The following is a 20958-nucleotide window of genomic DNA, read 5'->3' as shown; positions in this document are numbered from 1 at the left end:
CCCTATCCTGAGCCAGAGGTCGCCTTCGAAGCAGCGGCAACCGATCGCAGCCTGGGAGCGAGAGCGGCACACAGTGCTGCCAGATCAGAAAAACAAGGTTCTCTGAAGGTTCTCTCAATCTGGGTTGAAAGGCACCAAGTCTCGGCTGGGACATACTCCAGTCCATGAGGCGAAGAGATTTCATGGCACTGCTTGCTGGAGCACTTGCGTGGCCCTTAGCTGCTCGGGCGCAAGAGGCTGCGCGCAAGCGCCGCATTCTGTGGCTCTCAACGGCCTCCAGTCCGGATCCGTTCCTGGATGGATTTATCGAAGGACTGCGGGCGCAAGGGTATGTCGAAGGCAAGAACGTGATCGTGCAATCCCGCTATTCTCCCGGCGACCCGCAGGGTCTTCGGGCGATCGCATCCGAACTGAAGGCCGGCGACGTGGACCTCATCGTCTCGAGCGGACCTGCTACGCGCGCGATGATCGCCGTCAGGGATATTCCCGTGCTGTTTGCGCAGAGCGGCGATCCGGTGGCACTCGGCATCGTCAAGAGCCTGGCTCAGCCCGGCACCAATTTTACCGGCACCACGTTCCTGTCGCTGGCGCTTGCCGGCAAGCGCGTCGAACTGCTTAAGGATATCTTTCCGAAACTGCGTCGGCTCGCGGTGCTCTCAAACCGCGATCATCCAGGCGAGCCGTCCGAATGGAAGGCGACCCAGCAGGCTGCCTCGGCTTTGGGTATCGACGCGCTCTACATTCCATTTTCGGGTCAAGGGGAATTCGAAGCGGCGCTGAAGTCGGTGGCCGAGACTCCAGCAGATGCGCTGCTGGTCTTTCCAGAGCCCGTCACCATGGTCAACCGCGGGACCATTGCGCGATTCGCCGCGAAGCAGCGGCTGCCTTCGATGTTCGGCTGGAGCGAATACTGTGAGGCCGGAGGACTGCTCAGCTACGGTGCCAATCAGCGAGCGACCTATTTCCTGCTCGCCAAATACGCCGATCGAATTCTGCGCGGCGAGCGGCCAGCCGATTTACCCGTCGTGCAGCCCGAAAAGTTCGAACTCGTCGTTAATCTGAAAACGGCAAGGCTGTTCGGCGAGGACCTGGATCTGTCGTCCATCCTCTTCCGTGCAAGCAGAGTGCTGGAATGAGCCTTTCAGAGCGCAAGGCACTCCGTTCCCCGCCGCGCCGAGCCTACATGTGGTGGCTGGGGCTCCGCCGATCGCTCGGTTTCAAATATCTTGTGACGTTGTTCACAGCCGTCGTGCTGCCGCTTACCATGGGCGCAGCAGGCGAAGCATGGTTCGGCTACCGCGATCAGAGCCGGCATACCAGCGACGTTCTTCAGCTTCAGTCGCGTTCCGCCGCTGAACGGATCGATGCCTTCGCGGATGAGATCAGCGATCAACTCGGCTGGGCGGTGCAGTTCCCATGGAGTGATGGCAGTGAAGGTACACACAAGATGGATGCCCTTCGTCTGCTGCAACAAGTGCCTGCGATCCTCTCCCTGGTCCTGGTCGACCAGAACGGGATCGAACGCGTCTTCGTGTCCAGGACACGGCTGAACGTGGTCGGCCGTGGTAGCGATATGTCGAACGATGCCGCCGTCCTCGGAGCGCATGCAAACAGGGTCTGGTACGGTCCCGTTCGGTACGAGCAGGATTCCGAGCCATATATGCGGATCGCAGTGGCGCGAGAACTCGCCACAACCGGGGTCGCTGTGGCAGACATCAATCTGAAGCTGATCTGGGAAGTCATTGCCGCCATTCGGATCGGGAAGACAGGCTATGCTATTGTCGTTGATGATGCAGGCCGGCTGATTGCTCATCCCGAGATCAGCCTGGTTCTGCGCGGCACAGCAGGTTCGGAGGATTATCAGCGGCTGAAGCAGACACTCAGTGGGAGGGGCGCTGCCACGGTGACAACTGTTGTCGCTGGCGAAGCCAGCATTGCTGCGGCAACCTCGGTTTCCAAGCTGGGCTGGACTGTCATCGCCCTGCAGCCCACCGGAGAGGCCTATGCAGCCCTCCGCGCGGGGCTGTGGCGCTCACTGGTTCTAATATGCATCGGCACACTCATTGCCGTCGCGTTGTCCTATGTGCTCGCGATGCGCATGGCGAGCCCCATTCGCGAGTTGGAAGACGGAGCAAGGCGAATCGGGAGAGGACAGTTTGATCATCGTATCACTCTTTCCAGCGGTGATGAACTGGAGAAACTCGCCGCGCGCTTCAACGAAATGGCCGGTGAACTCGCGGCCTCGAAGCAGAAATCCGAGCGCATCAACCTCCTGAAGCGCTTCCTCGCACCCCAGGTCGCCGAACTCATCGAAACGCCCCAAGGACTGCTCGAAGGGAAGCAGCATGAGGTGGTCGTGGTTTTCGCCGATTTGCGGGGCTTCACGGCGTTTTCGTCGCGCGCCGACCCCGAGGCCATTATCGCTGCGTTGCGGGAATATTATGAAGCCGTGGGCGTCGTGATCACCGCGCATGAGGCAACGCTCATCCAGTTTGCTGGCGACGGAGTCATGATCCTGCTGAACGCGCCGCTTGCCTGCACGGATCCTGCCCGCAAGGCGGTGCAGCTTGCCGTGGACTTGCAGGCTGCGGTCCAGCTTCTTGCAAGAGGTTGGTCCGCGAAGGGGTACGCCATGGGGTTCGGCGTGGGTATCGCGATGGGACCGGCCACTGTTGGAACGATCGGCTACGAAGGCCGGCTCGACTACACCGCGGTCGGGAGCACCGTCAACCTTGCCTCACGGCTCTGCGATCTGGCCCGCGACGGACAAATCCTTGTGGATTTCATCGTGGCAGAGCGCGTCGCTGGCAGCATATCGACGGATTTCCTGGGTGAGCGGGCCATCAAGGGATTCAATGGCTCTACCAGGATCTTCGCCGTGACGGCTGGCTTGCAGGGCCCCGGCAGCATTGGAGCATCCGGAAGAGGGGCCGGGGAGAGTGCCTTGCTACCGCTTTAACTTGCAATGGGAAAACAGGACCTGCGAGACGAACGCCTCGCGGGTGTTGCTGTCGATCAAGGCCTGGAGCGCTAACGAGATGTCGCTCCAGGGCTCTGGACCTTTAGTCCGGGCTTCGATCTATTTGATCGCATCGTCATGGGTAGCAATCCAGTCGAGCTTCCCGTCCAACGCCCCATTGAGTTTCGAAAAATGGCGGTGAGCATCAAGACGCTGAGTGATAACTTGAGACTGCCTGCAGCCCTGCTCGATCGGCTGATCGAGTCGTGTTGCTCACTTCTGCGATTGGCCCATCGGTGCCGGCGGGATGCTCGTCTAGCGTCGGCTCTCGGGTGTAGACCGGAAGCCGACCGCGGCGGTCTGCACCGCCGATTGTGCCCCTTTCGCAAGTCGCAGCTTTGTCAAAGATATTGGCGAGCCGTCGATAGCCAATATCCAGTAGTAACGATGGCGCCGCGCGTCCTATGGTGACGTCAGCACAGAGCGTCGAAACCGAATCCTATTTAGTCCTGCATACCACGGCACCGACTGAAGCAGCTGAGGCTCGCAGCAGAGCGTTGCCGCATAAGTTAGCGGAAATCTGGCGCGCAAGTCTCATGGCGCGCGAGCCGCTAGGCTCAACGGGTGCACTGTATATAATCTGAAAGCTGGCATCGGGACCCATGCGCCTGCGATCCAGGGCGCCGACATGTTCGCCGATTTTACGCCAATGGGTCCGGAAGATTCGGGAGGAGTGATGCCGCAGGCGAAGGTCCGAGATCGACGATACAACCTCAGCTGAGGAGCTTGTCCAACGTGATCGGAAAGCGCCGCACGCGTCTGCCGGTTGCATGATAAACTGCGTTTGCGATTGCCGCGGGGACGCCGACGATCCCGATCTCGCCCAAGCCCTTGATGCCGAGCTTGTTAATGTGCTCGTCCTGCTCGTCCACGAAGATAACGTCGATGTCGTGGATGTCGGCATTCACCGGGATATGATACTCGGCGATGTTGGCGTTCATGATCCGCCCGAAGCGGTGATCCATCACCGCTTCTTCGTGCAGGGCCATTCCTATACCCCAGACCACGCTGCCCATCACCTGGCTGCGGCCGGTCTTCGTGTTAAGGATACGACCGGCAGCGACGGCGTTCACCACCCGCGTGACGCGGATGACGCCGAGCTCCTCGTCGATCTTCACCTCTGCGAAAACCGCGGAATGGGTGTTTCGCGCGTGTGACTTGTCCTCGGCGAAATGGTTGAGCTTTTCCTTCTCGATCCGCTCCAGTGAGCCGGATCGCATCGCGTCGGCGATGGAGACCGACCGGCTCTTGTCACTTCCCACAGCGATCATGCCCTCGCTGAGGATCACATCGGCAGGGTCCGTGCCGGCGAGCGGGGAACCGGCCATCGCGACGGCAAGACGTGCGAGCTCCTGGCGAATGTCCTCGGCCGCTGCAAGAACCGCATGGGCGCTCGATGCGGCCATCCAGGATCCGCCCTCAACGGGAGCTTGCGGCAGGCTCGAGTCGGCGAGCTTCACCGTGATGTTGTCCATCGGAAGCCCTAGCGCATCTGCCGCCACTTGCGCCACGATGGTGTACGTGCCGGTGCCGATGTCGGAGGCCGCGGAGGACACTTCCGCATGACCGTTTGCGGTCAGCACGATGCGGGCGGCGACCGGCATCTGCAGGGCTTCCCAGATCCCTGTTGCCATGCCCCAGCCGACTAGTTCCTTGCCATCGCGCATTGACCGTGGTGCAGGATTGCGATTGCTCCAGCCAAAGGCCGCGGCAGCCTGGCGGTAGCATGCGCGCAACTGCTTGCTGGTGTAGGGCAGGTCCTCGCTCTGGTCGCGATCGGAGTAGCACTTCAGGCGCAGTTCGACCGGGTCCAGCTTGAGGGCGTTAGCGAGCTCGTCCATGGCGCATTCTAACGCCCATACGCCGGAGGCCGCGCCGGGTGCGCGCATGTCACAGGGCGTGGCGACGTCGAGACGGACGAGCTGGTGGGAATAGCGGCTGTTCGCACTCTTGTAGAGCTGCTCCGCCCAGCCGGTGTCATTGCGCGAAAACTCCTCGTAGCGCGAGGTAACTGCAATGGCCTCGTGCACGACTGCATCGAGCGTGCCGTCGGGCCTTGCCCCTAATCCGACATGCTCAATCGTCTCCGGCCGGTAGCCGAGCCCATACATTTGGTGCCGGGTTAGCACGATGCGAACGGACCGCTTCAGCTGAAGTGCGGCGAGAGTGGCCAGCACCACCTGGTATTGCGGACGAAGGCCGGAGCCGAAGGCCCCGCCGACATAGGGGGAGATCACTCGGATCTCGTCCGGTGTCTTGCCGAAGACGCTGCAGAGGAATTTCTGGACGTTCTGAACGCCTTGGGTTTTGTCGTAGACGGTAAGTCTGTCGACCTCCCATACGGCCGTCGTCGCATAGAGCTCCATCGGGTTGTGATGCTCAGTCGGGACCAGATAATCCGCCTCGTGGCGAATCGCCGCGCCGGCAAGCGCTGCCGCGGCATCGCCCCGAGGCTCGTGGGGCTTCTGTACCTCGGTCGCGCTGCCACGTTCGGCTTCGAGATCGGTCGCAAACGGCTCTTCCTGATAGGCGACATCCAGCAGCGTTGCGGCGAATTTGGCGGTTTCCCAGTCCTCGGCTACGACCAGCGCGATCGGCTGGTCGTTGAACTTGATGCTGTCGTCATAGAGCGGCCGGAACGGCGAGCCTTTTTCCGGCGCCACCTCGTCTTTCCAGGCCTCGTCCTTGTCGGCCAGCGGGTGCCGGTGCGCATGCGTGAGCACGTCGACGACGCCCTTCACCTTCAGCGCCCCGCTGGCATCGAGGCGCGTAATGCGCCCGCGTGGGATAGTGGCCGTCACGACAAAGCCGTGTAATAGCCCGTCGGCTGCGAATTCGCCGGCATATTTGGCGGCGCCTGTGACCTTCGCCCGGCCGTCAACCCGGGATGTTGCCGTTCCGACGTAGCCGTTCATCGATAACCTCACGCGATCTTCTTGTGCGCCTGCGATTGCGGGCTGGCGTTTGCAGCCTGCGTGAGCGTGCGCATGACGGCGCGGCGCGCCAGTTCGACCTTGAAGCCGTTATGGGCGTAAGTCCTGGCTCCTTGCAGCAGGAGATCGGCGGCGCGGGCGAAATGATCCGTCGTTGCCGGTTGCCCTTGCAACGCGGCTTCGGCCTCGACGCTGCACCAGGGCTTGTGGGCCACACCGCCCAGAGCCAGCCGTGCCTTGCGGATGGCGTGGCCATCGAATTCAAGTGCGGCGGCCACGGAGACGATTGCGAAAGCATAGGAGACCCGGTCGCGGATCTTGAGATAGCTGTAATTGCCGGCAAAGCCGCGCGGCGGCAGCTCGATCGCGGTGATGATCTCGCTGCGCTCAAGGTTAGTGTCGACGTGGGGCGTATCGCCGGGGAGTCGATGGAACTCGCGCATGCCCATCGTGCGCTCGCCGGACGGGCCCGCAATGTGGACGACCGCATCCAATGCGGCGAGCGCTACGCTCATGTCGGACGGATTGGTCGCGATGCAGAAGGCACTGGTGCCGAGGATCGCGTGATTGCGATTGAGGCCGTCGACCGCCGAGCAGCCGCTCCCCGGAGTTCGCTTGTTGCAGGGTGTCGCGGTGTCGTAGAAATAGGCGCAGCGGGTTCGCTGCATCAGATTGCCGCCGACAGAGGCCATGTTGCGCAATTGTGCCGAAGCGCCTGCCAGGATCGCGCTGGCGAGCAGCGGATAGCGCTCCTCGATCAGCGGGTGATAGGCAAGATCGGAGTTCGGGACCAGCGCGCCGATGTGCAGGCCTCCGTCACCTGTTTCCTCGATCTGGCGGAGCGGCAGACGCGAGATGTCGATAAGCCGGGTGGGCTTTTCGACGCTCTCCTTCATAAGATCGATCAGGTTGGTGCCGCCTGCGATGAGTTTTGCGCCGGAATGGGCGGCGAGCAGGCCGATGGCTTCAGTGACGTCGCTCGCGCACGAATACTGGAAGTTGATCATGGCCAGCTCATAGTCTGCTGGATGGCGGCGACGATGTTGGGGTAGGCGCCACACCGGCAGAGATTGCCGCTCATCAACTCTCGGATTTCGTCGGCATCCTTGGCCCGGCCTTCGGACAGGAGACCGGCGGCTGAACAAAGTTGTCCCGGCGTGCAATAGCCGCACTGGAAAGCGTCGTGGTCGATGAAAGCCTGTTGCAGTGGATGCAGGGTGCCGTCCTGAGCCAGTCCCTCTACCGTAGTGATCTCGGCGCCATCTTTCATGACGGCGAGTGTCAGACAGGAGTTGATGCGCCGGCCGTCGACCAGCACGGTGCACGCGCCGCATTGTCCGTGATCGCAACCCTTCTTGGTCCCGGTCAGCCCGAGGTGGTCGCGCAACGCATCAAGCAGCGTGGTCCAAGGCACGAGATCAAGCGTGCGCTTGGTGCCGTTGACGACGAAACTGAGCCGAATGCGATCGGGAATCTGATTCGTGGAATCCGTCATGTCGGTTTCCCTTGTGCGTGCGGCCGACGAAGCATGCTCCGCGCGCCGGACGATAGCGCCCAACGGGCCACCGTAGGCTTGGTTCCATCGGCGCGCGCCGGACTCGCAACAGTTCAAAGGAAACCTCCGGAACAGCAGCCCGGAGGCTGACCTTACTCGGTTTTCATCAATCGTGACCCGGCCATGGAGCCGTTTCGCGCGATCGCTCTTCCTTTGTTCCAACGAATGACCGAGCCCGAACCATCGGCTTTCCCGCTCTCACGGCGTGTCGCCCAGCCTGAGCGCACTCGAAGACGAACTGCGTGCGCCACACCGGATCCCGCGTCGCCATGGGCAAGCGGCCCAGTCGCCCTCTCTTACCATGGAGATCGGAACTCAAACGACAGCCCGCAAGATTGACGTTTGCCAAGGCGCCGTTCGTCTGGGGCACCCATCTTCGTGACCAAGAGTCGCGCCACCGTTTTAAGCGATCATCTGAGGAGCGAGCCATGGCCGCAACCAACCGCGCAGTAACTTTTCTGGGGCCTTACAAACTAGAGATCCAGGACAGAGGATATCCGAAGCTTGCGGACCCCAAAGGGAAGAAGATTGAACACGCTGTTATTTTGAAGCTGATCACAACGAATATCTGCGGCAGCGACTTGCACATTTATCATGGCCGCTTCGCTGCACCCTCAGGAATGCAACTAGGTCATGAGAATACGGGCGAAGTCGTCGAGGTGGGCTCGCATGTTGAGCGCATCAAAGTTGGTGATATCGTCTCTGTGCCTTTCAACGTTGCGTGTGGCACGTGCCGGAACTGCAAGGAACGTCATACTGATGTCTGTCTCAACGCCAATGAAGAGCTCGGATTTTGCGGAGCGTACGGCTTCAATCTGGGCGGATGGCAGGGCGGTCAAGCCGAATACATGATGGTGCCTTGGGCGGACTTCCAGCTCTTGAAATTTCCCGACAAGGAGCAGGCGATCGAGAAAATCAGGGATCTCACTCTGCTATCGGACATCCTGCCAACCGGATATCACGGTTGTGTCGAGGCGCGCGTCGGCACCGGTTCAACCGTCTACATTGCCGGCGCCGGCCCGGTCGGACGTTGTGCAGCAGCCAGCGCGCACCTGCTCGGAGCCTCCTGCATTATCGTAGGCGACCACAACAAGGCGCGGCGCGATCTCGTCAAGAACGCCGGGTACGAGGTCGTGGATCCCTCGAGCTCTACGCCCATTCCGGATCAAATCGAGAAGATCCTCGGCAACGGCTCGCGTTGGGTCGACGCCGCTGTAGATTGTGTCGGACTGGAATGCCACGGTTATGGACCGGATGGCAGCGGGAAGAACGAGGAGGAGGCTGTCCTCAACACCTTGATGGAGGTGATCAAGCCCGCGGGCGCCATGGGCATTCCAGGCGTCTATACCAATCTCGATCCAGGTGCACCGAACGAACTCAACAAGAAGGGATTCATGGCCTTGGGTTTTCCCGCGGCTTGGGTCAAATCGCCATCCTTCACCGCAGGTCAGTGCCCGGTCATGCATTACAATCGCGAGCTGATGATGGCCATTCTTTGGGACCGGCTGCCCTATCTCACAGGACTTCTGAACACAGAGGTCATACCGCTCGAAAGAGCGGTGGAAGCCTATCAGAGCTTCCATGACGGATCGGCCAAGAAATACGTGATCGATCCACACAATACGACCAGGCTCGCGTCGTCGAGCGGGACCCGTTAACGCGAACATGCGCGAGCTTCCGCTTGAACTGCGCTTAAACGAGGGAGGCCAACCATGGCCGGATCAATTCAAGACTACAAGATTGCCATTCTTGCCACCGATGGGTTCGAGTACGTCGAACTGGTCAGGCCGCGGAAGGCGCTTGACGACGCTGGCGCCAAGACTAGCCTCGTTTCTCCGAAGACGGATCGCGTTCGCGGCTGGAACTTCACCGATTGGGGCGATGAGCTGTCCGTCGACGTGCACCTCGACCAAGCATGTTCGGCGGATTTCGACGCATTGCTACTGCCCGGCGGCGTCATCAATCCTGATTCCTTGCGGATGCAGCCCAAGGCGGTCGCTTTTGTGAAAAGCTTCTTCGATGCAGGCAAACCTGTGGCGTCGATCTGTCACGGTCCATGGACCATCATCAATGCCGGTGCAGCGCGCGGCCGGCGCATGACATCCTGGCCATCTCTCGAGATCGACCTTCGAAACGCCGGGGCGCAGTGGGTGGATGAGGAAGCGGTAATCGATCAAGGCCTAGTGACCAGCCGAAAGCCTGACGACATCCCGGCTTTCAATCGCGCAATGATCGATCTTTTCAGTCGGGCGCGGCAGCCTGCCGCGGCTGATTGAAGCGAAGGCCCAATCTCGCAAGCCAATCTTCGAGCAGGTCGCCGCACCCGCGGCACATTTTATTCAGTTGGTGGTATCACGCGCCGGGCTCGCGTTTTACCTCATAATTCCAGGCGCGTGTCTGCTTTGGCATCGCGGCCGTCGGCGTCGTGATCTTCGTGGCGGGCCTGTTTATGAGTGTCTTTGCGAAATAGGGCCGGTGGCCTTCTCCCATTGAGGGGGAGCAACTTGTCTGACGAGAGAAGAAGCGGAATTGCCTAAGCACGCGGTCGAGTATGGACCGCGATGTCCAACGTGCGCGGCCCTTACCAGGCTCGCTGCGAATATGCTGGACCCAGTCACAGCGCGCACCGTCCATCTTTATCACTGCCGTCAATGCGGTGAGCGAATTTGAGACGATCGGGAACCGGAGGCAGGCTCTTCCCCAATATGCCGCGATATTTTTTCCATCGACAACGTAGCGCCGACCGTTGACTGCGAAGGTGAAGAACTTCCTGATGATGAATCAGCTCGGCGAGAGGCTACCAGCTACGCTGGGGCGCTATCTTCTGGCCCGAAGGCGAAGGTCGGCCCCGCTGTTCCGCACGTCAGCAGTCGGGGCTAGACCGGCCATCCTAGATGCGCTGCCAAATCGACGAATGACCCAAGGCGGACTTTCATTAGCCGGTCCGGCGCCGCCTGCTCCGACATTGTCGAGCTTTTGCTGCTTGGCAATTCGAATGCCTTCCCTACCGCTCGAAACGGTCGCCGCTTCTACCGGCCGGTGAGGTCGGCCAGCATCATTCGCCGCGCGCAGACCTTGCTCCGTGGGCTCATAGCGAAACCCGTGCTTCATGTGTCAGCCAAGTGGCTGGACCGGCAGTCGTTCCCAAATATTCGTACATGGCAGGCGTTGGCGGCCCCACCTGACCGAAGCAGCGAGCCTTGCCGACAGGTCTGCGTAAGATCAACACGTCTTGCCCGCCTCGTCATAGTTTCGTCCCGTCAGAGAGGGCAAGGCTCGCCGGGGGCACCGCACGGGCACGGGCCGGCTCTCGCTGCCGCAGAACGACCGGTCGGGGTGTGCCTCGCAGACCCACCGGCTGTTATCGCATCTGGGACACAACTTCATCGCCAGGCAATTTCGCGCAGCGGCAACGCGAGCTGCATGGCGAAAGGTCTGGTCGCGTTGGCGTTGATGAAGGCTTGGAGCGCCGGAGAGACCGCGTCGGCGTAGTCGGCCGCCCGCTCCGCCAGTTCGTCCGCGATCTCCGCTGTCGCGTCTCGCGACCAACCCTCGACAGCGTTGAACACCACGATCCGCAATGGATAGGTGTACTGTCCGGACAGGATGTCGCGGAGCACGGTGTCTCGATCCGTGTCCGCCTCGTCGGTCTCCCGCCAAGCGCAGCCGGCGCGGGCGCCGAAGTCCTCCAAGACCAGATAGATATCTCGATCGAAACGGTCGAACGGCACGATCGACGGCGTGCTACGCATGACGCAACTCCGGAACTGTTGACGATCAACCAAGACAGGTCGTCCTAAGTTCCCGTCAACGCCGTCCGGCGTCAAGCTCATCCCGAGCCGCCGGGCAATGCTTCGCGCCGCCTCCAACGCTACATCGGCGTCAGCACCTCCGGCCGCAGGCGCCGGCTCGGCAGGTCGTCCCAATAAAAATGCCGGCTCGGCCGACCATCGTCGTACCGCACCTCGAAGCTGCCGCAGTCGGGCGCAGCCTCGTGTTTTATGAGGCGGATCGAAGTGATCTTCGAGGCTTGCATGCCGCTCATCAAAGCAGCGATGCAAGTAGCTCGCAAATTATCGATCCATAGTGGGTCGCATCATCGGCTACTGGCGGTCGTGGGTCTTGAAACGAGCAGCCGTGCATTCTCTCGACCACCGATCTACTCGCCTTCGATCATCCTGTCCTTTGGCGATCGCAAGCTGCGAACGTAATAGCCACGCCGCTGAACAGCTGATTTGATCTCATCGCTCACCTTCAGAATTCTTCTTCTGCTCTTGCGCCACCTGTTGCCGGAGTAAGCTGCCGGGATCGGCGAGCCCAATTGCAAAACGAGCAAGTCACGCGTCCCGTTGCGATAGACATCATACACGTTCCGCCCCCGCTGTTCTTATGACGTAAACATGAAATATGTCTCGGTCGTCTCAATGGACGAGCTTAGTATCTGGACTGGCCGTGTGGGTTGTAAATCTGCAACGCCCGCGACTTTTGCTTCACCGCGTTCCGGTTTTGGAACGAACTGATGCAAGCCCGACCATCGTCAAACCAGGCGCGCCTAGCCTTATTTTTAACCCTCTGGCAGACCGGCCATGCGCATGCCTTGCGGCGCGTTCGAAAAAGCTTCGCGCTTGCACCATATTTTCCAAAGTCCAGCGTTTATTCCAACGAGCCATTCCTTGAAAATACAAATCCAATGCGGTGGGATGCAACGAGCGTTCGGCTCGCTTCGCCTCGGCTGCAATAAGTTGAGCATTCAATGTATTGGCGAGCCGTGATACGATTTCATCCTGCATATTGAGGAGGTCGGCAAGAGGCTTGTCGAAGCGTTCGGCCCAAAGGTGGTTACCGGTTTGTGCGTCAACAAGCTGGACGTTCACCCGAAAGCGGTTGCCGCCCCGCTGCACGGACCCTTCAAGCACGTAGCGGACGTTCAGTTCGCGGCCCACCTGCCGGATGTCATTAGATTTGCCTTTGTAAGAAAAAGCAGTGTTGCGGGCAACGACGAATGAACCACGGATGCGTGACAAATCCGTGGTCAGGCTCTCGGTCACGCCGTCTACGAAATAATCTTGACCGGGATCGCCGCTTAGGTTCGCAAGCGGCAAAACCACAATCGAAAGATGAGGCGCTAAAATCGAGTGCGGCCTTGAACGCGCGCCAACCGTCGCAATCGATAATTCATGCGGAACGACAGCGTAAGCCCTCACTGGGCGATCGATGTTCTTGAGGCTCAGCTCGCCCATATCGATAATGCCAGAGCCGATCTTGTCTTGAGATTGGTCCATCGCTTTCATTAGGGCGTTGCGGCGAGATGTCCGGGATCGGAGGTAAAGCGGAAACGCCCGACCGCTAGGTCAAACGGCGCTGTTGACCTATCTCGGACATGGTCCGACCGGAGCTCAGGAATTCCGTTACTGGTGCCCAGGGAGGACATCCACATGTCGACTACGTGACACTCATCACATCCTGTAATCTCGGCGTCGGGTATCCCATCGGCTATGGGCTGAGGTTGGTCCTCACCGAGAGATTAAAGGGAACGACGATGCGCGATATTCGTGATCGGAATTCAATCAAACTGAATGACGAGAAGCGCGAGCTTACAATTGCAGAGCTCGACAGGATCGCTGGTGCTGGCGGCTACAGCGAGGCCGACCAAGCGCTGTCCTCCCTGATAAAGAGCCTTCACGACGCCAGAAACTCCAATATCGGAAAGATCTGAGAAGAAGGGATTTCCGCGTTGAGACCGGCTCAGTTGGCGGCCTGTCTCATTTCGAAATGTCGCTTATTGGCCGGCGAAGGTTGCGGCGGGCGCGTCAGCGGCCGAGGCCAGACCGGGCATGGTGCCAACACGGCCAAATAGATGTGAATGACCTGAACGGGCCTCGTCGCTCGATTGGCCTAACCCCGCGGCGCCACTAACTTCAAGCCCAACGGTGTCGTCAACCCGACGGAACCATGCACCGCAGCGCAATTTAACCCCCAGCGGCCCCGGGGGCCGTAGGCTTTGGTGTATTCGGGTTTGATCACATCGATGCGCCTCTTGATTTGCGAATGCAAAGATGAGGAGGACAACATGCCGAACGGGTATTGGATCGAGCGCCCTCGCGGCGCTGCTCCGCACATACCACGCGAAATTCCTGGTACGCGGCGGCACCTTCGAGGCGGTGGAGGGCAAGGCGCGCGACCGCAACATCGTGATCGAGTTCAAGGACTACGAAACTGCGCTCGCCTGCTACCGCTCACCTGAATACACCAAGGCGAGCGCACCGCGCGCGGGCGCCGTGGACATCGATATCATCGTGATCGAGGGCTACGAGGGCCCGCAGCCCACGGATTGAGCCCCGTTTGGCGGCGCGCACCACGCAGTTTGAACTTTGCCTGTAGGTCGCTCGCACCGCCGAACGTCTCCTTCGGCCCATCAGCGACGTAACGACACCGCTCATTGGGGAAGGCTTAGCCGGGCGGAGCGGACTGGATTTGCTCGCGCTGAGTTTTTTCGCATTCTGACGCGGAGCAGTCCTTCAAAGCACCTCACGGCCCCCTGACAAAGTGTTAGGCTCCTCCTCCCACAAGGTGGCCTTGGAGGAGAACATGCGACGGCGGGAGATCATCTTCATGGTCGGCGCGGCGCTCCTGCCGCTCACGTCCCGAGCGCAATCGCGCGGCACGATGCGGCGAATTGTGATGTACAGTGCGACCGAGCCTTTAGACTCGATGCATGAGAACAGTTACAATCGCTACATTCGCGCTCTCTTTGCCGAAATGCGGCGTCTCGGGCTTGTCGAGGGCAAGACTATCAAAATCGAGCGCTACGGCAGGGAGACAGGCGAAGTCACATCGAAAGCTACAATCGCGGCGATTGTCGACAGCAAGCCGGACATCATTTTTTGCGTCGGGGCAGGCGCGGTATTTACGCGGGCGACTAACACGATACCAATTGTGGCGTTAGCCATCGATCCCGTTCGGGAGGGCTTGGTCAAGTCGCTCGCGCATCCAGGTGGCAATATCACCGGCGTTTCTTTCAGTCCCGAGGTCCCGATCCATGCGAAGCGGATTGCATTATTGCGCGAAATGTTTCCCGCTTTGCACAAGCTCGCCTTTCTGGGCACGCGACCGGTACTTGATGACCAGTTTTCCGCGGTTCGTGAGGCGGCCGATGCGCAGCGCATCCAGTCGACAAGCTGTCTCATCGACGAGCCAACCAGCGAGGCTATCTATCAAAGCGCTATCGCCAAAGCCAAAGATGAAGGTGCAAACGGCGTTATGGTCGCTCTCGACGGACCGCCCTTTGTCGATCACGTAGTCGTCGCAAAACAGATCGCGGCTGCCGGGCTGCCTGCGATTTACCCCTTTGCAGAATTCGTTGCGGCCGGGGGCCTGATGAGTTACGCGACAGATTTGGTCGAATTAAACAGGCGCATGGCAAGCGATATGCAGGTGATTCTGAGCGGCACAAATCCTGGCGATATACCGTTTTATCAAGCCACAAGATTTGAACTCTTTATCAATCTGAAGACTGCAAAAGCACTCTCACTGGCCGTGCCCGCAACACTCACCGCTGCGGCCGACGAGTTGATCGAATGACGGTTCACCTTGCGGCGGCGCATGAGTCCGAAACGGGCCCATCGCTGCCGCATCCAACGGACGAGAATATGTCGGCTGTCGGCGGTAGGCCGGACCTAACTTGAACCGGGCCAAAATGATTGACCCGGAGCGCCTGTATTCGGCCATCGGTGCTTCGTTCTGGTGGCCGAAGGTGATTTGCCGCGCTTGGCAGAATGCCTTCAAGCCGTCCTTTGCGAATGCGCCAGACTGCGCGGTCATAGGGCCGTCGCTTCCCTGACCTAAGTCTGCCAGCTATTCTTAGAGCGTTTTAAATACGGCTTGCCGTGTCGGCTCCATTAGGCAACACTCGCCCCATTTCAGATAGGTATTTTTGAGGTCATTCATGCCTGATTGGAGGTGCTGCTGTGGTGTGCCGCGCTTGCGACGTGGCTGTTGCTTCTCTTCGCCTTCTTGAGCGAGGCCCTGAAACCGCCCTCAAAGAGCGTCCGCCGAGTGATCGCGGAAGCTTTCAAGCCCAACTTGAAATGATGTCGGCTACGATGAGGTTGGCCATGTCGCGATCTTATCTTTGGAGGCAAAATGGCTGAACTCATCGAGGTTGGCGCAATGCAGTTACGGTTTTTGCGTACCAAGTATGATACGAGCGGGGCGCTTGATATGTTTGAGGTGGTGATCCCGCCAAACTCCCGTATGCCGGTCCCGCACCATCATCGTGACTGGGAGGAAACAATCTACGGCCTTGAGGGCGTCGTCAGTTGGACGGTCGCCGGCAAGCGCATCGAGATCAGGCCGGGAGATGATCTTTTCATCCCGCGCGGTGTTGTCCATGGATTCCTCAACGAGACGCAGGCGATTGCGAAAATGCTTTGCGTTCTCACGCCAGGCGTTCTCGGGCCGGAATTCTTCCGGGAAATGGCTGTTGCCCTCGGCGGCCCTGCGCCTCCTGATCCTGCCCGGATGGGCGAGATCATGAAACGTCATGGCCTAATACCTGCGCCATCTCAATGAAGGGGCATTCGCGTTCGCGCTCTGCTCGCGAACCGCGCTACTTCTGGATGTCGGCCCGTGGCGGACCTTAGCCCAAGGCGCCGTGAGGTCTGCTTCTGATGGTGATCCGAACAAGACCATGGAAGGCGGCCAAGGCAGCCCTTGACCCATCTCTAGTACTGTTGGGGCGCCCGCTCGGGGACCCCGAAGGAGAGAAACAGGCTCAGGCACTTGAGCAAGGGCTTTCGCAGCTTAGTTGGAAGCGGGACCGTACTGTCCAGATTGAATACCGCTGGGCTGGTGGCCATCCTGAACGCACCCGGATGTTCGCGAAAGAGCTGGTCAGTCAGCGGCCCGATGCCATCGTCGCCCAGAACACTGCCATAGTGACGGCATTACTGGCTGAGAGACGCACCATTCCCATCGTTTTCGTGCAGGTTACTGATCCGATCAAAAGCGGTTTTGTTGCCAGCTTGGCTAGGCCCGGTGGCAACGCGAGTGGCCTCGTCGATCTGGAGCCCTCACTCGCGGGAAAGTGGGTTGATCTGCTGAAGCAAATCGCGCCCGGACTCGCGCGGGTCCATTGCATTTTCAACCCGGAGACCGCGCCGGGGGCGGGTTGTATTACTTGCGTCCGCTTGAGGCAGCTGCAACATCCCTGGGTGTCGAACCGATAGCCGTGCCGGTGCGCGACGCTGCCGGGATCGAACAAGCGATTGCCGCGATTGCCGGCGAACCCGGTGGTGGGCTCGTGGTTATGCCAGATATTTTCAATGGCATTCATCGTGAGCTGATAGTCTCGACAGCCGCCGGAGACCGTGTTCCCGCAATCTATGCCTTTCGCTTCTTTGCTTCAGGCGGCGGATTGATGTCTTACGGCGTCGATATCCTTGATTTGTACCGGCGAGCCGCATTTTACGTCGACCACGTCCTGAGAGGCTCGCAAATTGCTGATCTTCCCGTGCAGCTGCCGGTCAAATTTGAACTCGTCGTTAACTTGAGAGCTGCGAGAGCGCTTGGCGTCAATATCTCTTCATCGCTGCTAGCTCAAGCCGACGAAGTGATCGAATAGGACCTCATTACAACGTATGAAGTCCGGAACGATTTCGGATTCAGGACCTCGGAAGAGATCGAGTTAGGGAACCTTGCCACGGCAGGCCCATGCGACGTTCGCAAAGGATCGCGGCCCATCGGGCCGGCCGGCCTCGTAGGCATCGCGCACGGCGGCATCGGTGCGCGCTCGCTCCGCAGCGTCGAGCGCAGCCACATACTTGCCGAGCGGCCCTTCGCCGGCGGCAATCGGAGCCCAATAGTCGGCAAAGTCTTGGTAGTCCATGCGGATCATCAGCTCCATTTCCGCAATGTCCACGAGACCCTGTTCGGCAAATGTCCGTCTCAGTTCGCCTGGCTGCATCATCGGTTGAAAGCAAAAGCGACGGCGCAGCTCGCGTCCGCTTTCTCCGAGTGCCGCCACCGTGTCGACCATCATGCGCATGCCGGGCATGCCGCCGAGATGATCCCACACCGTTGCCGCGACCGCGCCGCCCGGCCGAACGACGCGGCGCATCTCGGCCACTGCCTTGCCGGCTTCGGGAACGAAGTGGAGCACGAGAAGCGCCAAAGCGCGGTCGAACGCGCCCCGCTCGAAGGGCAGGGCGCAGGCGTCCGCCTGTCGGACTTTTATTCGCGGGTTCGTGTTGCGCCGGATCACCTCCTCGACAAAGACTGGTGAATAGTCGACCGCGTCAATCTCGACGACGTCGGCGGCTTTGACGAGCGCGAAGGTCAAGCTCCCGCTGCCGCAGCCGAGGTCGAGAATCCTTTCCCCGTCGGCAACCCCTGTGAAGTCGATGAATAGCGGCGCGAGTCTTCGGCTCCAGCGGCCCATGAGTTGCTCATAGCCCGCAGCGCTGTGTACGTTGAATTCCGAGGTCATCGAAGTCTCCGTGCGCTCGCCAAATTCCTGGACCTCGACAGGGTGGTTACCAAGCCGCTAAAGCAATCGCATTGCAATCGTGGCGAGCACGCCGCGCGGCTATGACGCGTATGAGAAGATCTGCCACGGCGGGATCCATTTGACGGCTACCACGCGTCCTCAAGGCCGAGATGCTCGAACACCTCGCGACGAAGCTTAACGAAATGCGGATTGCCCCGGTGGCGAGGATAGGGCTGGCTGTTGACGACTTCGGCCTTGATCCGTGCAGGTCGGTCGCTCAGCACGATGACGCGGCCGGCGAGCAGGAGCGCCTCCTCGACATCGTGCGTGACCAACAGCGCTGTGAAGCTCGAGCGCTGCCAAAGTGATACAAGTTCTGTCTGCATCGCAATGCGAGTGAGCGAGTCGAGCTGGCCCAAAGGTTCGTCCAGGATGAGCAGTGTCGGGTCGTTGACAAGCGCACGCGCCAGAGCCGCGCGCTGTGCCATGCCGCCGGAAAGCTGGTGCGGGTAGGCGTTGGCGAAGCCCGTGAGCCCCACCAGACGCAAGGCGTCTTCGATACGTTCGCGATGGGTGCGCAGCAAGCCGCGGGCTTCCAGACCGAGCGCAACGTTGCTCCACACTGTCCGCCATGGATAAAGCGTGGGGTCTTGAAAAACGACGACGCGCGACGGATCGGGTGCTTCGATCTCCCTTCCCTCCGTTAGCAGGGCGCCGGCTGTTGGAGTGTCGAGCCCCGCGACCAGGCGGAGCAAGGTCGATTTTCCGCATCCACTCGGTCCAAGGATAGCGACAAATTCGCCGCGGCCGACCTGCAGGCTGATGCGGTCCAACACCGGTAGGGGCTGCCCTTCAAAATTGAAGCGATGGCTCACTTCGCGGAGTGTTAGCGTCGATCCACGGACCGAGTGATCGCCTGCCATCGCTGCTACCATCGCACCAGACCTTTCTGCCAGGATAGCAGGCGATCCCGGAAGCGGAACAACAGCGTGATCAGCCCTGAGCACAAGAACGCCATGAGCAGCAGCGCGGCGTACATATTGGCATAGGCCGCCCAACCCTGCGCCCATTGCAGATACCAGCCGAGCCCGGCCTTCACGCCCAGCATCTCGGCTACGACAAGAACCGCAAACGAGTTGCCGAGCCCCATGAACAGGCCAACAAAGACATGCGGCATTGCCGCCGGAATGGCAACCTTGAGCACGAGGAAGCGCTGGGTTGCTCCCAATGTCCGCGCAATATCGTAATAGGCACTCTTCACGCAGGCAACGCCTGACCAGGTGAGCACGGTGACCGGAAACCCGGTGGCGAGCGCGATCAGGAAAATGCTGGCGCTGAAGCTCGACGGGAAAACGAAAAATGCAAGTGGCAGCCAAGCTGTCGCGGGCAGCGGCCCGATGAACCGCAAAACTGGGTGGATCCAATAACCGGCCAGCCGCGACCAGCCGATCGCGACGCCGGTTACGAACCCCAGCGCCGCACCGAGAAAATAACCGGTCGCGAGCAGACGCGCTGAGGCAAAGATGCCTTCAGCCAGCCGCCCCCAATCATCGATGACGACTTCGACAATGGCCTGCGGCGGCGGAAAAAATGGCAACGGCAGCAAACCAAGCTTTGCTGTGACGGCCTCCCAAGCTGCCAAAAACAGCCCGAGCGCGAACAGCCACGGAGCAACCCGCTGGAGACGCTGAAAAGCAACGAATCGAACGCCGGCAAAGGCCGCCAAGGCAAGGGCAAGGGCCAATGCGCCGCAGGCAATGGCGAAGCCGCCCGTATAGACCCAATCGCTCTCGGGCTTATCCGGCCAGAATGCAGTGAGCGCGGCGACTATAGACCATGCGACCGCAACAGACAGCCCGCCAATCAACGACCGAGTGGCCGAACTTTCAAAAAAGCCGAAACCCGATTTCTCTGATGGCCTCGGCACTTCATCGATGACCGAGCTCACTGCGGATCTTCCCAATCGGGTCAGCTTAGAACGTCAAGATAAATCCGGTCCGCGAACTTGGCGGGGTCAGTGCTTCGCTTGATGACGTTCACTGCCCTGAGTTCATCGGTATAGAGCAGAAGCTGCTTCTTGAGCTCCGCCCCGACGGGATGCCTGTGGTGAGTATGGCTACGATACATCGTGGCGAGATCCTCTAAGGACCCTCTCCCGCCATAGCCCGAATAGATTGCAGCGGCATCGGCGGGATCGCTGGCAACTCGATCTGCCGCTTCCAGTATCGATCGTGTCAGAGCGGCCGCCACCGCCATTTCGCCTCGGGTGAGGCTGCCACGTATCGCGAGAACGCAGCAGGTGCGGTCGGCGAATTCACCCGTTAAGTTCGTCGCGATCTCGTTCAGTTTGCCTTCCTTGAGCCAGAGGTAGGGCAGCGGATCTATCTCCGCTAGCGCCTGCACTTCGCCCTTGTCGACGGCAAGCGCGAGCAGATTGGCCGGGTACTGGCGCCACTCTACTTCTTGGGCCGGATCGATGCCCTTCTTGGCGAGGTAGATCGAAAAGAAGTTCTTCGCGGGGCTCGCTTGATCGCTGATCGCGATAGCCTTGCCCCGCAGGGATTCCAGGCTGTCAATATTCGCAGCCTTGGAGCCGAGGAGCCGGATGCAGCCGCCGTGCACACCCGCGGTGATCCGAACGTCAAAACCTTGCTCGAGCGGTTTGAGCCAACGCAGGGCCAACCCCAAACCGGCATCTGCCTTGCCAGTTGCAATCGCCTCCAACAACTGGTCGGTCGAACCGCCGAAATTGACGAAATCTACATCGAGGTTGTGCTTGGCAAAGATACCCCGTTCTTTTGCGACTGGCGCAGCGACCGTGCATGCCGCGTTCGCGTTCCAGGCGAGTTTTAGTTGACGGGGTGGGCCCTGCAGCTCTTCACTGTTCGCTGCGGTGCGGCAAATGAAGGCCTCGCCAGGAACATAAGACAGCGATCCAGTCCCAGAAGCCGTCAGCGCGCGAGCC

Annotated in this window: 21 protein-coding genes and 1 pseudogene; 11 read left to right on the top strand and 11 right to left on the bottom strand. The window is 60.2% G+C overall.

Annotated elements, in window-relative coordinates:
• Positions 1-164 precede the first annotated feature (164 nt).
• Both AOQ71_RS00285 and AOQ71_RS00280 read left to right on the top strand, forming a co-directional pair.
• Positions 165-1136 carry an ABC transporter substrate-binding protein gene (locus tag AOQ71_RS00285; RefSeq protein WP_057740403.1) on the top strand — a complete coding sequence of 324 codons (972 nt, stop codon included), beginning with the start codon at positions 165-167 and terminating at the stop codon, positions 1134-1136.
• Positions 1133-2959 (top strand): adenylate/guanylate cyclase domain-containing protein, encoded by a 1827-nt coding sequence (locus AOQ71_RS00280; protein ID WP_245316579.1) that lies wholly within the window; start codon positions 1133-1135, stop codon positions 2957-2959. Before AOQ71_RS00285 ends, AOQ71_RS00280 begins: the two co-directional genes overlap by 4 nt.
• A gap of 773 nt (positions 2960-3732) precedes the next feature.
• Here AOQ71_RS00280 and AOQ71_RS00275 read toward each other — a convergent pair.
• Genes AOQ71_RS00275 through AOQ71_RS00265 form a run of 3 tightly spaced genes read right to left on the bottom strand, consistent with a single transcriptional unit; the run spans position 3733 to position 7447 of the window.
• The gene (locus AOQ71_RS00275) at positions 3733-5934 is read right to left on the bottom strand and encodes a xanthine dehydrogenase family protein molybdopterin-binding subunit (RefSeq protein WP_057740400.1); all 2202 of its coding nucleotides are present in this window, start codon (positions 5932-5934) and stop codon (positions 3733-3735) included.
• A gap of 8 nt (positions 5935-5942) precedes the next feature.
• Positions 5943-6959, bottom strand: coding sequence for an FAD binding domain-containing protein (locus tag AOQ71_RS00270; RefSeq protein WP_057740396.1), 1017 nt, complete (start codon positions 6957-6959; stop codon positions 5943-5945).
• Positions 6956-7447: a (2Fe-2S)-binding protein gene (locus AOQ71_RS00265; protein ID WP_057740389.1), complete on the bottom strand. Its 492-nt coding sequence runs from the start codon at positions 7445-7447 to the stop codon at positions 6956-6958. The genes AOQ71_RS00270 and AOQ71_RS00265 overlap by 4 nt, the downstream gene beginning before the upstream one ends.
• A 488-nt stretch (positions 7448-7935) precedes the next feature.
• On the opposite strand from AOQ71_RS00265, the gene AOQ71_RS00260 reads away from it, so the two are divergent.
• The 3 genes from AOQ71_RS00260 (at position 7936) to AOQ71_RS50095 (ending at position 10387) form a co-directional block, all read left to right on the top strand.
• The gene (locus AOQ71_RS00260) at positions 7936-9165 is read left to right on the top strand and encodes a glutathione-independent formaldehyde dehydrogenase (RefSeq protein ID WP_057740386.1); all 1230 of its coding nucleotides are present in this window, start codon (positions 7936-7938) and stop codon (positions 9163-9165) included.
• Between the two features lie 54 nt (positions 9166-9219).
• The gene (locus AOQ71_RS00255; protein ID WP_057740383.1) at positions 9220-9783 is read left to right on the top strand and encodes a type 1 glutamine amidotransferase domain-containing protein; all 564 of its coding nucleotides are present in this window, start codon (positions 9220-9222) and stop codon (positions 9781-9783) included.
• A gap of 427 nt (positions 9784-10210) precedes the next feature.
• Positions 10211-10387, top strand: a complete 177-nt coding sequence (locus AOQ71_RS50095) for a DUF6894 family protein (RefSeq protein WP_430648595.1) — start codon at positions 10211-10213, stop codon at positions 10385-10387.
• 503 nt (positions 10388-10890) lie between these two features.
• On the opposite strand, the gene AOQ71_RS00250 is transcribed toward AOQ71_RS50095, so the two are convergent.
• The 4 genes and pseudogenes from AOQ71_RS00250 to AOQ71_RS00245 all read right to left on the bottom strand — a co-directional run.
• Positions 10891-11259: a hypothetical protein gene (locus AOQ71_RS00250; protein WP_057740375.1), complete on the bottom strand. Its 369-nt coding sequence runs from the start codon at positions 11257-11259 to the stop codon at positions 10891-10893.
• A gap of 119 nt (positions 11260-11378) precedes the next feature.
• Positions 11379-11543, bottom strand: coding sequence for a hypothetical protein (locus AOQ71_RS44600; RefSeq protein ID WP_162268291.1), 165 nt, complete (start codon positions 11541-11543; stop codon positions 11379-11381).
• Between the two features lie 123 nt (positions 11544-11666).
• Positions 11667-11876 carry a hypothetical protein gene (locus AOQ71_RS46800; protein WP_083513813.1) on the bottom strand — a complete coding sequence of 70 codons (210 nt, stop codon included), beginning with the start codon at positions 11874-11876 and terminating at the stop codon, positions 11667-11669.
• Positions 11877-12108: 232 nt separating this feature from the next.
• Positions 12109-12633 (bottom strand): annotated as a pseudogene (locus AOQ71_RS00245) (adenylate/guanylate cyclase domain-containing protein); the annotation flags it as partial.
• A gap of 254 nt (positions 12634-12887) precedes the next feature.
• Here AOQ71_RS00245 and AOQ71_RS00240 point away from each other — a divergent pair.
• From AOQ71_RS00240 to AOQ71_RS49520, 6 genes are all read left to right on the top strand, one after another.
• A complete protein-coding gene (locus tag AOQ71_RS00240; protein ID WP_057740371.1) occupies positions 12888-13223 on the top strand; it encodes a hypothetical protein in 336 nt (111 codons plus the stop codon).
• A 340-nt stretch (positions 13224-13563) separates the two neighbouring features.
• The gene (locus tag AOQ71_RS00235; RefSeq protein ID WP_057740368.1) at positions 13564-13842 is read left to right on the top strand and encodes a DUF1330 domain-containing protein; all 279 of its coding nucleotides are present in this window, start codon (positions 13564-13566) and stop codon (positions 13840-13842) included.
• A gap of 253 nt (positions 13843-14095) precedes the next feature.
• Positions 14096-15088 (top strand): ABC transporter substrate-binding protein, encoded by a 993-nt coding sequence (locus tag AOQ71_RS00230; protein ID WP_157083311.1) that lies wholly within the window; start codon positions 14096-14098, stop codon positions 15086-15088.
• A 561-nt stretch (positions 15089-15649) separates the two neighbouring features.
• Positions 15650-16078 carry a cupin domain-containing protein gene (locus tag AOQ71_RS00225; protein WP_057740363.1) on the top strand — a complete coding sequence of 143 codons (429 nt, stop codon included), beginning with the start codon at positions 15650-15652 and terminating at the stop codon, positions 16076-16078.
• A 98-nt stretch (positions 16079-16176) separates the two neighbouring features.
• Entirely contained in the window at positions 16177-16734 is a 558-nt protein-coding gene (locus AOQ71_RS49525) for an ABC transporter substrate binding protein (protein ID WP_057740361.1), read from the top strand.
• 2 nt (positions 16735-16736) lie between these two features.
• Positions 16737-17129, top strand: a complete 393-nt coding sequence (locus AOQ71_RS49520; RefSeq protein ID WP_057740358.1) for an ABC transporter substrate binding protein — start codon at positions 16737-16739, stop codon at positions 17127-17129.
• Between the two features lie 63 nt (positions 17130-17192).
• On the opposite strand, the gene AOQ71_RS00210 is transcribed toward AOQ71_RS49520, so the two are convergent.
• The 4 genes from AOQ71_RS00210 to AOQ71_RS00195 form a co-directional block, all read right to left on the bottom strand.
• Positions 17193-17993 (bottom strand): class I SAM-dependent methyltransferase, encoded by an 801-nt coding sequence (locus tag AOQ71_RS00210; protein WP_057740352.1) that lies wholly within the window; start codon positions 17991-17993, stop codon positions 17193-17195.
• Positions 17994-18139: 146 nt separating this feature from the next.
• A complete protein-coding gene (locus AOQ71_RS00205; RefSeq protein WP_057740341.1) occupies positions 18140-18928 on the bottom strand; it encodes an ABC transporter ATP-binding protein in 789 nt (262 codons plus the stop codon).
• Positions 18922-19860, bottom strand: a complete 939-nt coding sequence (locus AOQ71_RS00200) for an ABC transporter permease (protein ID WP_430648594.1) — start codon at positions 19858-19860, stop codon at positions 18922-18924. Before AOQ71_RS00200 ends, AOQ71_RS00205 begins: the two co-directional genes overlap by 7 nt.
• A gap of 101 nt (positions 19861-19961) precedes the next feature.
• Positions 19962-20958, bottom strand: a 997-nt coding sequence (locus tag AOQ71_RS00195) for an ABC transporter substrate-binding protein (protein ID WP_057740336.1), incomplete at its 5' end; no start/stop codon positions are given.

The sequence above is a fragment of the Bradyrhizobium manausense genome, assembly GCF_001440035.1.
GTDB lineage: Bacteria > Pseudomonadota > Alphaproteobacteria > Rhizobiales > Xanthobacteraceae > Bradyrhizobium > Bradyrhizobium manausense.
Note: the sequence above shows the minus strand (reverse complement) of the source record. Positions and strands in the feature narration are given on the sequence as shown.